Source organism: Streptomyces sp. NPDC048584 (assembly GCF_043199595.1).
GTDB classification, from domain to species: Bacteria; Actinomycetota; Actinomycetes; order Streptomycetales; family Streptomycetaceae; genus Streptomyces; species Streptomyces edwardsiae.
Genome location: NZ_JBICWF010000007.1, coordinates 37,178 through 49,532 on the forward strand (window position 1 = coordinate 37,178; position 12,355 = coordinate 49,532).

Annotated in this window: 9 protein-coding genes and 1 pseudogene; 4 read left to right on the forward strand and 6 right to left on the reverse strand. The window is 71.8% G+C overall.

The window, feature by feature from the left end; translation table 11 throughout:
- Positions 1-23: 23 nt before the first annotated feature.
- Entirely contained in the window at positions 24-452 is a 429-nt protein-coding gene (locus ACGFR9_RS17095) for a VOC family protein (protein ID WP_393208689.1), read from the forward strand.
- Positions 453-591: 139 nt separating this feature from the next.
- On the opposite strand, the gene ACGFR9_RS17100 is transcribed toward ACGFR9_RS17095, so the two are convergent.
- Entirely contained in the window at positions 592-1,806 is a 1,215-nt protein-coding gene (locus ACGFR9_RS17100) for a globin domain-containing protein (RefSeq protein WP_393208692.1), read from the reverse strand.
- 493 nt (positions 1,807-2,299) lie between these two features.
- Between ACGFR9_RS17100 and ACGFR9_RS17105 the strand changes: the two are divergent.
- Positions 2,300-2,916, forward strand: a pseudogene (locus ACGFR9_RS17105) (hypothetical protein).
- A 212-nt stretch (positions 2,917-3,128) separates the two neighbouring features.
- Entirely contained in the window at positions 3,129-3,821 is a 693-nt protein-coding gene (locus tag ACGFR9_RS17110) for a response regulator (protein WP_393208695.1), read from the forward strand.
- A gap of 39 nt (positions 3,822-3,860) precedes the next feature.
- Here the strand turns inward: ACGFR9_RS17110 and ACGFR9_RS17115 are convergent, their stop codons facing one another.
- Genes ACGFR9_RS17115 through ACGFR9_RS17135 form a run of 5 tightly spaced genes read right to left on the reverse strand, consistent with a single transcriptional unit; the run spans position 3,861 to position 11,274 of the window.
- On the reverse strand, positions 3,861-4,481 hold the full coding sequence (locus ACGFR9_RS17115) for a vitamin K epoxide reductase family protein (protein ID WP_393208698.1): 621 nt from the start codon (positions 4,479-4,481) through the stop codon (positions 3,861-3,863).
- Positions 4,478-5,236, reverse strand: coding sequence for a respiratory nitrate reductase subunit gamma (gene narI, locus ACGFR9_RS17120; RefSeq protein ID WP_393208701.1), 759 nt, complete (start codon positions 5,234-5,236; stop codon positions 4,478-4,480). The genes ACGFR9_RS17115 and narI overlap by 4 nt, the downstream gene beginning before the upstream one ends.
- Positions 5,233-6,024 (reverse strand): nitrate reductase molybdenum cofactor assembly chaperone, encoded by a 792-nt coding sequence (gene narJ / locus ACGFR9_RS17125; protein ID WP_393208704.1) that lies wholly within the window; start codon positions 6,022-6,024, stop codon positions 5,233-5,235. The genes narI and narJ overlap by 4 nt, the downstream gene beginning before the upstream one ends.
- Entirely contained in the window at positions 6,021-7,571 is a 1,551-nt protein-coding gene (gene narH, locus ACGFR9_RS17130; RefSeq protein WP_393208707.1) for a nitrate reductase subunit beta, read from the reverse strand. The genes narJ and narH overlap by 4 nt, the downstream gene beginning before the upstream one ends.
- Position 7,572: 1 nt before the next feature.
- A complete protein-coding gene (locus ACGFR9_RS17135) occupies positions 7,573-11,274 on the reverse strand; it encodes a nitrate reductase subunit alpha (RefSeq protein WP_393208710.1) in 3,702 nt (1,233 codons plus the stop codon).
- A gap of 425 nt (positions 11,275-11,699) precedes the next feature.
- Here ACGFR9_RS17135 and ACGFR9_RS17140 point away from each other — a divergent pair, with 425 nt between their 5' ends.
- Positions 11,700-12,203: a hypothetical protein gene (locus ACGFR9_RS17140; protein WP_393208713.1), complete on the forward strand. Its 504-nt coding sequence runs from the start codon at positions 11,700-11,702 to the stop codon at positions 12,201-12,203.
- The last annotated feature ends 152 nt before the right edge of the window (positions 12,204-12,355 follow it).

Genomic DNA, 12,355 nt, shown 5'->3' on the forward strand with positions numbered 1-12,355 from the left:
ATCTTCCCTGGTACGGTGCGCCGATGCCGGCGATCAAGAAGTTCCAGGTCACCTTCGACTGTGCGGAGCCCGAGCGCCTCGCGCGCTTCTGGTGCGAGGTGCTCGGGTACGCCGTACCTCCGCCACCGGAGGACTTCGCCACCTGGGACGCCTACAAGCGGTCGCAGCCCCCCGAGCAGCGGGACGCGTGGTTCGCCTGCGTGGACCCCACGGGTGTGGGCCCGCGGCTGTACTTCCAGCGCGTCCCCGAGGGGAAGGCCGCAAAGAACCGGCTGCATCTCGATGTGCGGGTCGCCACCGGGCTCGTGGGTGAGGAGCGCCTCGCCGTGCTCGAGGCGGAATGCGCACGGCTGGTGCCGCTCGGCGCGGTCCATGTGCGCACGCTGTACGACGGCGACGACGCGTGCATCCCCATGCTCGACATCGAGGGCAACGAGTTCTGTCTCGACTGAGCGCCGACGGTACGCATGGCTGTGCCGAACCGGCACGCCGCACACCCCGGGCAGGACGATCATCCGCGTCACGGAGGAGGACTGACGCCTACCGGCTGCGAGCCCGTCGCGCGGTACAGCCGGCCCGTGGTGCACGGCCTCACGCGGTGGAGCCGGGCAGCCACAGGTCGGGGCCGAAGACCTCGTAGCGGATGCGCTGGGCCGGTACCCCGGCGCCGAGCAGCCGGGTGCGGATGTCCCGCATGAACGGCAGCGGCCCGCACAGGAACACCGCCGCGTCCTCGGGCAGTTCGACGCCGTCCAGGTTCATCAGGCCCTCGCGGGCGTCGGGTTCCTCCGGGCCCGGTCGCTCGTACCAGAAGACGGCGCGGGCGTCCGGCAGCCGACGGACCAGTTCGCCCGTCTCCGTGCGCAGGGCGTGCTCGGCGGGGGAGCGGTCGGCGTGCAGGACCAGCACCGGACGGGGCGAGCCGAGGGCGGCGAGATGGGCCAGGATGCCGGTCATGGGAGTGCCGCCGATACCCGCGGAGACGAGAACCACCGGCGTGGTGGCCTCGGCCGGGTCGTCGAGGAAGACATCGCCGAAGGGTGCGGAGAGTGTCAGCTCGTCGCCCTCGCGGACCTGGTCGTGCAGGAGATGGGAGACCTCACCGTCCGGCGCGCCGGACGCCCCGGCGACCCGCTTCACCGTGATCCGCCGCAGCTCCCCGCCGGGATCCGAGGAGAGGCTGTACTGGCGCAGCTGGCGCACCCCGTCGGCCATCCGCACGCGCACGCTCACGTACTGGCCCGCCCGCGCCCGCGGAGCCGGCAGACCATCGGCCGGGCGGAGCAGGAAGGACACCACGTCCGGCGTCTCGGTGCGCCGCCCGACGACCGTCCACCGCCGCCACACGTCGCCGGGTTCCACGCCCGCGTCCTGGTACAGGCGGGCCTCACGGCCGATCAGGGCACCGGCCATCAGCCAGTACACCTCGTCCCAGGCGGCCGCCACCTCCGGGGTGACCGCGTCGCCCAACACCTCGGCTATCGCGCCGAACAGATACTTGTGGACGATCGTGTACTGGTCGTCGGTGATCCCGATCGAGGCGTGCTTGTGCGCGATCCGCTCCAGCAGTGAGTCGGGACGCATGTCCGGATCGTCGAGCAGCGCCGTCGCGAAACCGGCGATCGAGCCGGCCAGCGCGCGCCGCTGGACCCCGCTCGCCTGGTTGCCGCGGTTGAACATCCCGTCGAGCAGTTCCGGCCGGTCGCGGAACATCGTGCCGTAGAACCGGGTCGTGATCTCGTCGAGCGCGCCGCCCACGGCGGGCAGGGTGGCACGGACCACAGCGGCGGATCCAGCGGACAGCATGAAGCCTCCCGGGGCAGGGGACTGGGGGGAAGGACGCCGCGTCGCAAACGGGCGGCCTCATCTGTCTAACAGGCACCCGGCCACGTTTCGGCGCCGATGCGCGGCACGGGACCAAGAGGGGCCGAACGGCCCCATGGATTCGGGCACATCGGTCCCGCTGCTCGTGCCGTACCAGGGCCGTACGGCACCGGTACGACCGTCGTCCGGCCCTGCCCGGACGGCGGCAGCAGGCCATCCTCACCGCAAGGTCCCTCCGTCCGCCGCCTGTCCCGGACGCCCCGCCCAAACGGCTTCGGCAGACGCCCCGTCGAGGCCGTCGACCGCACCTCGGGCGATGGACGCCGCCCCGAACAGGCCGCGCACAAGGCGACGTTCGGACCCGCCGTCCGGGCCGTGCGGCCCCTCCGGCACCGCGCCACGGACCCGGGACATCGAAAGCGCAACGAGAGACCGCACCACCTCAGGCGCCGCTCATTCGGAGGGGATGAGCACCATGCCGGTCCACGATCACCCGCACCGTTGCCCGGAACTCCGCTTCCCGTCCCCGCACCGCACCGCACCGGAACGGCACCAGCCGTGACCGGCACGGCGGCGACCGCGACAAGCGCGTACGTCCTCGCCGGGCTGCGGCCGCCGGCGGGTTCGTCTTCCTCCGGGCCTTCCCCGACAAGACCTTCGGCCTCGGCTACGCCACCCGGTCCGGCAGCGGCTGGACCGCCGGCGGCTCCCCCACGAAGAGGTTCCTCGCCGGCGTCGCCGTCGGCCCGATGGAGTCCGCCTTCCACGACGGGGCCGGAGCCGCCTGGGCCGACCGGCTGTTCATGCTGGGCCTGCCCGGCGTCGGCCCGGCGCTGATCCCGGGCGTCGGAGGGAGCCAGGCCGCCGTCGCCGGCACGACGATGACGGCGCTCATGGATCGCGGGATGGCCGCCCGCCCGGCATCTGTCCGACGGCTCGCCCAGCATGCCGACGAACCCGTTCGCCGACCACCACCTCGTCTACGCCGTCGCCCTCATCGCCCTCGCGGCCGCCGGCGCCGGAGCCACCTGGGGACTCGGGAAGGCGTCGGCGCGGCTGCCCTTCGTCAGCCACAACCCCTGGCTGCGCTGAGGACCGCGCGCCCCGGTCTCCTGTTCCGCCCCGGGTCGGCCCGGCGGGGGGACGTACACCGCCGGAGCGAGCGGAGGACGGTGCGATAGGGCCGACCGGCCCTGGCCGTTCGGCCCGGAATCACGCAGGATCTGCGGTAGACAGGGACCGGCCATGCCCAGCGGGCACAATCGGTACGGGATCCAGACAGCGCGCAGAACAAGGAGCATCCGATGGCGGACGGCGAGCAGCCCGGCCCCGACAACCCGATCCGGGTCTTTCTTCTGGACGACCACGAGGTGGTACGGCGCGGGGTGCACGACCTGCTGGACGACGAGCCGGACATCACCGTCGTCGGCGAGGCCGCCAACGTCGAGCAGGCCCTGGTGCGGGTGCCCGCACTGCGCCCGCAGGTCGCCGTGCTCGACGTCCGTCTGCCCGACGGCGACGGTGTGACCGTGTGCCGGGAGCTGCGCTCACAGCTGCCGGAGCTGGCCTGTCTGATGCTGACGTCGTTCGACGACGAGGAGGCCCTCCTCGACTCGATCATGGCGGGCGCCTCCGGCTATGTACTGAAGCAGATCCAGGGCTCCGATCTGGTGTCGGCCGTGCGCACGGTCGCCGCCGGCCAGTCCCTGCTCGACCCCAGCGCCACCGCCAAGCTGATGGCCCGGCTGCGCCAGGGCCAGGAGCCGGAGCCCGAGCCCGACGCACTGCCGGGCCTGACCGAGCGGGAGCGGGAGATCCTGGCCCTCATCGGCGAGGGCCTCACCAACCGCCAGATCGGCCAGCGGCTCTACCTCGCCGAGAAGACGGTGAAGAACCACATCTCCCGCCTGCTGGCCAAGCTCGGTGTGGAGCGGCGCATCCAGGCCGCCGTCATCGCGACCCAGGCCCAGGACAGGCTCAAGCGCGAAGGCCGCTGAAGCAGGCGGTGAGCAGCCGGGGGACCGCACGGCCCCCGGCTACAGCAGGCTGCTCCAGTACGTCCAGAAGCGGGTGAGGACCAGCAGGGCGATCACCCCGTACCAGGCGCCGAGCAGCAGCCAGTGCGTGTCCCGGACGAGGTCCAGGACACCCCGGGGAGCCGGGATGATGCCCCGCTCCAGACAGTGCACGGTGACGTACCAGAACAGGCCGATGGTGACGGCCCAGACGCCGACGCAGTAGGGGCACAGCTTGTTGAGCTCGTACAGCGACTGACCGATCAGCCAGTGCGCGAAGACGACACCCGCGAACGCGCCGGCGTCCAGCGCCAGCCACAGCCGCCGGTGCAGTCGCGCCCCGGCGAGCACGGCAGCGCCGAGCGCGGCGACCGCGGCGAAGGCGCCCAGCCCGAGCAGCATGTTGGGAAAACCGAACAGGCTGCCCTGCGGGCTGGACATGACACTGCCGCAGCTCACGACCGGGCTGATGTCACAGGGCGGCTGATACGTGGGATCGCGCAGCAGCCGCCAGTCGTCCACGATGAGCCGGAACGAGGCGAGCCAGCCGGCGATCCCGGCGAGGACCATCACCCATCCCGTCCGGCGGCTCGCGCCCACTGCCTGCCGGCGCCGCGCGAGCGCGGTCACGTCGTGGCTCATACCGCTCGACGGGAGCCGGCGGCCGCGGTGGCCGTTGTGGTCGCCCGCCGCCGGTAGACCAGGTACGGCCGGGCGAGGTAGCCGACCGGGGCGCTCCACACATGGACGAGCCGGGTGAACGGCCAGGCGGCGAACAGCAGGAACGCGGTCAGGGCGTGCAACCGGAAGAGCAGAGGTGCGCCGGCGATCGCCTCCGGGTGGGGCTGGAGGACGAACAGGCCGCGGAACCAGACCGAGACGGTGGAGCGGTAGTCGTAGCCCGCGCCGAAGACGTTGTGGGCGAAGGTGGCCGTGATGCCCAGGAGGACGGCGGCGGAGAGCAGCGGGAAGAGGATCTTGTCGCTGCGGTCGGTGCGCAGCCTGATCTGCCGGGTCAGCAGCCGACGGGCGCAGAGCATGCCGAGCCCGGTGACCATGGCGATGCCCGCCACCGACCCCGCCCAGACGGCCGTGGTGTGGTACATGTGCTCGGTGATGCCGACGGCCTCGGTCCAGGAGCCGGGAACCGCCAGCCCCACGACATGTCCGCCGATCACCATGAAGGCGCCGAGGTGGAACAGCGGGCTGCCCCAGCGCAGCCAGCGGTGTTCGAGGAGCTGGGTGGTGCGGGAGGTCCAGCCGAACTGGTCCTGCCGGTAGCGCCAGACGTGCCCGACGGCGAACACCGCGAGACAGATGTAGGGGACGGCGACCCACAGAAGCAGATCGGCTCCGCTCGCCGGGGCGGCGGCCGGGGGGAGGGGTGCGGCGGTCATCGGGGGCCTTCCGTACGGGGGGTCGGGGCGGCCGGCACACGGGTCGGCGGGGCGGGCACCGGTGGGACGAAGGCGCCCGGAGGCGCGAACTCGCCGTCCCCGTAGGCGCCGTAGGGGTCGAGACCGACCTCCTCGTTCGGCGGGCCCTCGGTGACGAGCCGGTCCACTGCCGCGCGGTCGGCCTCGGTGGCGGGCGGCAGAAGCGTGAGCAGCGCGGCCAGCACATGCCGGTAGGGGGAGCCCGCGTCGGTCAGCGCGCGGTGGATCAGCTCCAGACCGCGCCGGTGCTGGCGCAGCGGCGCCTCGCCGGCACCCGGGCCGGCCAGGGCGGAGAACTCCAGGACGACCGGGAGGTGGTCGGGCAGTTCGCCGCCGTCGGTGTTCCAGCCGGCCGCGCGGTAGCGCTGGTTCAGGGCGAGCAGGGCCATGCCCCGGCGGCGGGTGTCACCGTGCAGGTAGTAGGTGAGGTAGAGGCCGCTTCTGCGGCGCAGGTCGAACATCTCGACGTAGTGACGCTCCAGCGCCTCCGGATCCTGCCCGGCGAACCAGCCGGTGAAGCCGGACAGCCGCCGGGCCGTCGGCGTGTCCGGCAGGGCCCGCACCACGGTGGTCAACTCCGTGCGCGCGGCGATCAGTTCCGGGTCGGGATACTGCAGGAGCAGCGACACGAGCCGCAGGACCAGGGCGCGGCCGGCGGTCTCCTCGGGAGTGAGCCGCGCCGGGCGGCGTACGGCCGCCCGGACACGGGTGCGGACGATGCCGGGGATCGAAGCGGGCAGCGGACTCACGGACGCCCTCCGGCGGTGGTGTCGCGGCGCAGGGTGGGGATGCCCAGCATGATCTTGCGGGGCTCGGGGTCGCCGGACGTCTCGACCGGGCAGCGGTCCTCCATCGCGCTCAGCGCCGCCGCGTCCTCCTTGTGGGCGGCGGGGACCACGTACCGGTCCTCGTACTTGGCGACGGCGAGCAGCCGGTGCAGGTCCTCCGCCTCGCCCCGGGTGAGGCCCACGGCCTTGAGCGCGGTGTCGTCGCCCGGCTCACCGAGGGTGCGTTCGCGCATGTACGAGCGGAGCGCGGTGAGCTTCATCAGCACCCCGCCGACCACATCGGTGTCCCCGGCGGTGAACAGCTCCGCCAGATACTCGAGCGGGATGCGCAGCCGGGTGACCGCGGCGAAGACATGGTCGGGGTCGTCCTGGTCGCCGCCCGCCGCGTCCACGGCGTCCAGCACCGGCGACAGCGGCGGCACGTACCAGACCATCGGCAGCGTCCGGTACTCCGGGTGCAGCGGCAGCGCCACCTTGTAGCGCATGACCAGGTCGTACACGGGCGAGCGGCGGGCGGCCGTCAGCCAGTCCTCGGGGATGCCGGACTCGCGTGCGGCGGCGATGACCTCGGGGTCGTGCGGGTCGAGGAAGACGCCACGCTGGGCGTCCAGCAGATCCTTCTCGTCCGGGGTGGCCGCGGCCTCGCCGACACGGTCGGCGTCGTAGAGGAGCAGGCCGAGGTAGCGCAGCCGGCCGACACAGGTCTCGGAGCAGACGGTGGGCTGGCCGGCCTCGATGCGCGGGAAGCAGAACGTACACTTCTCCGCCTTGCCGGTGGCGTGGTTGACATACACCTTCTTGTACGGGCACGCCGTCACGCACATCCGCCAGCCGCGGCACTTGTCCTGGTCGACGAGGACGATGCCGTCCTCGACCCGCTTGTACATGGCACCGGACGGACAGGCCGACACACAGGCCGGGTTGAGGCAGTGCTCGCACAGCCGCGGCAGATGGAAGAGGAAGGTCTGCTCGAACTCGAACTTGACCTTCTGTGCCCACTCGCCCGACAGATTGGGGTCGGCGCCGGCGTTCTCGGGCGCACCGCCGAGGCCGTCCTCCCAGTTGGCGCCCCAGGTGATCGCGGTGGGCCTGCCGGTGAGGACCGAACGGGGCCGGGCGACCGGCATGTCGGGCCCGGCGGGGGCGCTGATGAGGTTGTCGTAGTCGTAGGTGACCGGCTCGTAGTAGTCCTCCAGGGACGGCAGATCGGGGTTGGAGAACAGCGACAGCAGCCGCTTGACCCGGCCGCCGGAGCGCAGGACCAGACGCCCGCGCTTGTCGAGCATCCATCCGCCCTTCCACTGCTCCTGGTCCTCGTAGCGACGCGGGTAGCCGACACCGGGCTTGGTTTCGACGTTGTTGAACCAGGCGTACTCGACACCGGTGCGGTTGGTCCACGTCTGCTTGCAGGTGACCGAGCAGGTGTGGCACCCGATGCACTTGTCGAGGTTCATCACCATCGCGATCTGGGCCATCACGCGTCCGATGGTGGCTTCGCCACGGGGCATGTCAGTACTCCACTCGCTGGCTGCGGCGACGGATGACGGTGACCTCGTCGCGCTGGTTGCCGGTCGGGCCGTAGTAGTTGAAGGCGTAGGTGAACTGCGCGTAGCCGCCCGCGAGATGGGTGGGCTTGAGCAGCAGACGGGTCAGTGAGTTGTGCATGCCGCCGCGCTTGCCGGTGATCTCCGTCTTCGGCACATTGATGGTGCGGTCCTGGGCGTGGTACATGTACACGGTTCCCTCGGGCATCCGGTGGGTGACCACGGCCCGGCAGGCGACGACACCGTTGCGGTTGTACGCCTCGATCCACTCGTTGTCCTTGACGCCGATCTTCTCGGCGTCCTCCAGCGACATCCAGACGACCGGGCCGCCGCGGGACAGGTCGAGCATGTACTTGTTGTCCTGGTAGTTCGAGTGGATGGACCACTTCGAGTGCGGCGTCAGATAGCGCACCGTGACCTCGGCCCGCCCGTCCTCGTGCAGTTGCCCGTCGCCGTACGCCCGCCGGGCATTCAACGGCGGTCGGAAGACCGGGAGCTGCTCACCGAGTTCGGTCATCCAGTCGTGCTGGACGAAGAAGTGCTGGCGTCCGGTGAGAGTGTGCCAGGGCTTCTTGTGCTCGGTGTTGATGACGAACGGGGAGTAGCGGCGCCCGCCGGTCTCCGAGCCCGACCATTCGTACGACGTCATCACCGAGCGGGGCTGGGTGCGGGTGTCGGCGAACGTGATCCGCTCGGCCTCGCGTTCGGCGGCGAGTTCCACCAGGCCCTCGCTGCCGGTCTGCCGCTCCAGTTCGCGGAAGCCCTCGGTGGCCAGCCGGCCGTTGGTGGTGCCGGACAGCGCCAGGATCGCCTCGCACATGTCGGAGGCGGTGGCCAGCGAGGGCCGGCCGGCGCCCACGCCGTCGCGGACGGTGCCGCAGCGGTGGCGCAACTCCTCGATCTCCCGGTCGGGGTGCACGGTGACGCCCTTGGTGGTGGTGCCCAGGGTGTCGAGCAGTGGACCGACAGCCCGCATCTTGCGCGCGGTGGACGCGTAGTCCCGCTCGACGACCACCAGCTTGGGCATGGTGCGCCCCGGCACCGGCTCGCACTCGCCGGTCTTCCAGTCCCGGACCACCCCGCCGGGCTGGGCGAGTTCGTCGGGGGTGTCGTGCGTCAGCGGCACTGCCAGGACGTCGGTGCGCGTCCCCAGGTGGTCGGCCGCCAGATCGCTGAACCGGTCGGCGATGGTGAGGAAGGTGTCGTAGTCGGTGCGGGCCTGCCACGGCGGGGCGATGGCCGGGGTGAAGGCGTGCACGAAGGGGTGCATGTCCGTGCTGGACAGGTCGTCCTTCTCGTACCAGGTCGCGGCCGGCAGGACGACGTCGGAGAGCAGACCGGTCGAGGTCATCCGGAAATCCATGGTGACCAGCAGGTCGAGCTTGCCCTCGGGCGCCTCGTCCCGCCAGACCACCTCCTGCGGGCGTCCTTGCGGCGGGGTCTCCTCGGAGCGGACGTCGGCGTCCGTGCCCAGCAGATGCCGCAGGAAGTACTCGTTGCCCTTGCCGGACGAACCCAGCAGGTTCGCCCTCCACACGGTCAGCACACGCGGGAAGTTGGCCGGGTCGTCGGGGTCCTCGACGGCGAACCGCAGCCGCCCCGACGTGAGTTCGTCCACGATGTGCTCGGCGACCGGACGCCCCCGCGCAGCCGCCTCGTCCGCCAGGTCGAGGGGGTTGCGGTTGAAGCCGGGGTGGCCGGGCGTCCAGCCCAGCCGTACGGCCTGCGCCAGACAGTCGGCGAACGTCCGGCCGGTGAGCTTCCCCTGCCCCACCGGGGAGGACAACTCGTCCGCCCCGAACGCCTCGTACCGCCACTGGTCGGAGTTGAGGTACCAGTAGGAGGTGCCGGTCATGTGCCGGGTGGGCCGCTGCCAGTCGAAGGCGAACGCCAGATGCTGGAAGCCGGTGAGCGGGCGCACCTTCTCCTGACCGACGTAGTGCGCCCAGCCGCCGCCGTTGACACCCTGGCAGCCGGTCATGGTGGTCAGCGCCAGGAACGCCCGGTAGATGGTGTCGGAGTGGAACCAGTGGTTGGTGCCGGCCCCCATCGCGATCATGGAACGGCCCTCGGTGCGCTCGGCGTTGCGCGCGAACTCCCGTGCGATCCGGGTCGCCTGCTTCGCCGGCACGGACGTGATCGTCTCCTGCCAGGCCGGGGTGTACGGCTCCGCTGCGTCGTCGTACGAGGACGGCCAGCTGCCCGGCAGACCGGGCCGCTCGACGCCGTACTGGGCCAGCATCAGGTCGAAGACGGTGGTGACCCGGCGTCCGCCGACGGTGCGCACCGGCACCCCGCGGACCATGGTCGTACCGCCCTCGGTGCCGCCCTCGTCGAAGCGGGGCAGCGTGACCTCGGCCGTTCCCACGGCCCGCTCCAGCAGGGACAGTTCGGGGGTCACCTCGCCGAGGTCGAGGTTCCAGCGGCCCTGCTCGCCCTCGGCCCAGCGGAAGCCGAGCGAGCCGTTCGGCACCACCGGCTCGCCCGTGGCCGCGTCGAGCAGGACGGTCTTGGCACCGGCGTTCTCCTCCTCGTGACCCAGGTCGGCCGCGGTCAGGAACCCGTCCGGGACGAGACCTCCGTCCGCGTGCTCGCGCAGGGTGATCAGGAACGGCGCGTCGGTGAACTCGCGCAGATAGTCCTGGAAGTAGGGCACCGTACGGTCGACGAGGAACTCCTTCAGGATGACGTGGCCCATGGCCATCGCCAGCGCCCCGTCGGTGCCCGGGTGCGGGGACATCCACTCGTCGGCGTGCTTGACGTTGTCGGCGTAGTCGGGGCTGACCGCGACGACCTTGGTGCCGTTGTAGCGGGACTCGGTCAGGAAGTGCGCGTCGGGCGTGCGGGTGACCGGGATGTTGGAACCCCACATGATCAGATAACCGGCGTTCCACCAGTCCGCCGCCTCCGGCACGTCCGTCTGGTCGCCGAACACCTGCGGCGAGGCCACGGGCAGGTCGGCGTACCAGTCGTAGAACGACAGCAGGGTGCCGCCGATCAGCGACATGAACCGTGAACCGGCCGCGAAGGACGCCATCGACATCGCCGGGATCGGGGAGAAGCCCGTGACCCGGTCCGGACCGTACTCCTTGATGGTGTGCACATGGGCGGCGGCGACCAGCTCGGCCACCTCGTCCCAGTCGGCCCGCACCAGCCCGCCCTTGCCGCGCGCCCGCTTGTAGGCGCGCGCCTTCGCGGGGTCACCGGTGATCTCGGCCCATGCCGCCACCGGGTCACCGAGCCGCTTGCGGGCCTCCCGCCACAGCTTCAGCAGCGCGCCACGCACATACGGGTAGCGGACCCGGCTGGGGGAGTAGGTGTACCAGGAGAACGACGCCCCGCGCGGGCAGCCGCGCGGCTCGTACTCGGGGCAGTCCGTGCCGATCGAGGGGTAGTCGGTGGCCTGGTGCTCCCAGGTGATGATGCCGTCCTTGACGTACACCATCCATGAGCAGGACCCCGTGCAGTTCACGCCGTGCGTGGAGCGCACGACCCTGTCGTGGGACCAGCGGTCCCGGTAGAACCCCTCCCACGCCGGGTCACCCGTACCGAACACAGCCCGTCCGTCGGCCGACACCTCGCTGCGGGTGAGCAGCCGGCGGGCCGCCAGCGGCCAGCCTTCACCGGCGTGCCGCTCCGGCCGCCGTGCGTTCTGATCGTTCTCCATGGTCAGGAACGCTAGGCGGGGCGGTATGCCCGTGACCTGGGGCCGGCGGTCCCCGGCCGACGGCCTACCGGCCCTTTGCGGCCGGCCGCGGCAGGGACCAATGGTCCCTGCCGCGGGGACCGGTCGGCCGGAGAGCGGGGAGTGGCCGGCGGTGCATGCTGGCACCGACCGAACCGCGGACGCCCTGCCGTACCAACCGCGTCCCGTGCCTGCCCCGGCGGCCGACATCCCCCGTATCAGGCTGCCGGAGGGTGCGGCGCGTACGGCGCCCGGCCGCCCGGTCCGGTCCCGCGTCCGGCCGCGTCCCACCGCGGCCGGACGCGTCGTTCTCCTCCCCGTCACCGTCTTCCGCGCCCCGGGCGCCCTGCGGGGCGCCGCTCGCGCAGACCGCCCGAGAACTCACGAGCGAAGAAGGACAACACGTCATGGACGCATCACAACGGCACGCCGGTACCCTGCTCACCGCGGTCGGCCTGGCCCTGGGCGTCGCGGGCCCGGTCATGGTGCTGCGCGGCCGCAGCGGCCGGAACGAGATCCGCGGCGAGCTCGCCGCCCAGAAGATCACCTTCCCCGAACGCGGGCTGCCCGTCGAACTCGTCGCGCGCGCCGGCCGCCGCGTGGAGACCGGACCCGACGCGCACGCCTACGCCTCCTTCATCAGAGGCAACCTCGCCCGTACCACCGGCGGCCGTACCTACGCCGAGATCACCGACGAGCTGCACGCCGCAGGCGGTGACGACGAGAAGCTCTCCGCACTGCGCCAGACCGCGTTCATGGGCCAGTCCCTGCGCGCCTCGCTGATGTCCGCCTACCAGGCATGGCACCTCACCACCCTGGTCACCGGCCTGGGCGCCGCACTGACCGGCGTCGGCGCAGCCCTGCTGGCCACCGCGGTCGCCCTGCCGCCCCGCACCCCGGACCGCCCCTGAACGCGCGGCGGTTCGCCCGCCCGTGGACAGGGACCTTCGGCCCTCACGGAGATGACCAACGGCCGACGCGCCGGACCCCGCCGCCGGTGGATGCTGGCGGCGACCGATCCGGAGGTGTCCCGTGCACGACCATGTCGACCGCCATCCAGGCC

What these genes read in the sequence shown, in the direction of transcription:
- ACGFR9_RS17095 (WP_393208689.1), top strand. Translation starts at nt 24, where the DNA reads ATGCCGGCGATCAAGAAGTTCCAGGTCACCTTCGACTGTGCGGAGCCC.
- ACGFR9_RS17100 (WP_393208692.1), bottom strand. Translation starts at nt 1,806, where the DNA reads ATGCTGTCCGCTGGATCCGCCGCTGTGGTCCGTGCCACCCTGCCCGCC.
- ACGFR9_RS17110 (WP_393208695.1), top strand. Translation starts at nt 3,129, where the DNA reads ATGGCGGACGGCGAGCAGCCCGGCCCCGACAACCCGATCCGGGTCTTT.
- ACGFR9_RS17115 (WP_393208698.1), bottom strand. Translation starts at nt 4,481, where the DNA reads ATGAGCCACGACGTGACCGCGCTCGCGCGGCGCCGGCAGGCAGTGGGC.
- narI (WP_393208701.1), bottom strand. Translation starts at nt 5,236, where the DNA reads ATGACCGCCGCACCCCTCCCCCCGGCCGCCGCCCCGGCGAGCGGAGCC.
- narH (WP_393208707.1), bottom strand. Translation starts at nt 7,571, where the DNA reads ATGCCCCGTGGCGAAGCCACCATCGGACGCGTGATGGCCCAGATCGCG.
- ACGFR9_RS17135 (WP_393208710.1), bottom strand. Translation starts at nt 11,274, where the DNA reads ATGGAGAACGATCAGAACGCACGGCGGCCGGAGCGGCACGCCGGTGAA.
- ACGFR9_RS17140 (WP_393208713.1), top strand. Translation starts at nt 11,700, where the DNA reads ATGGACGCATCACAACGGCACGCCGGTACCCTGCTCACCGCGGTCGGC.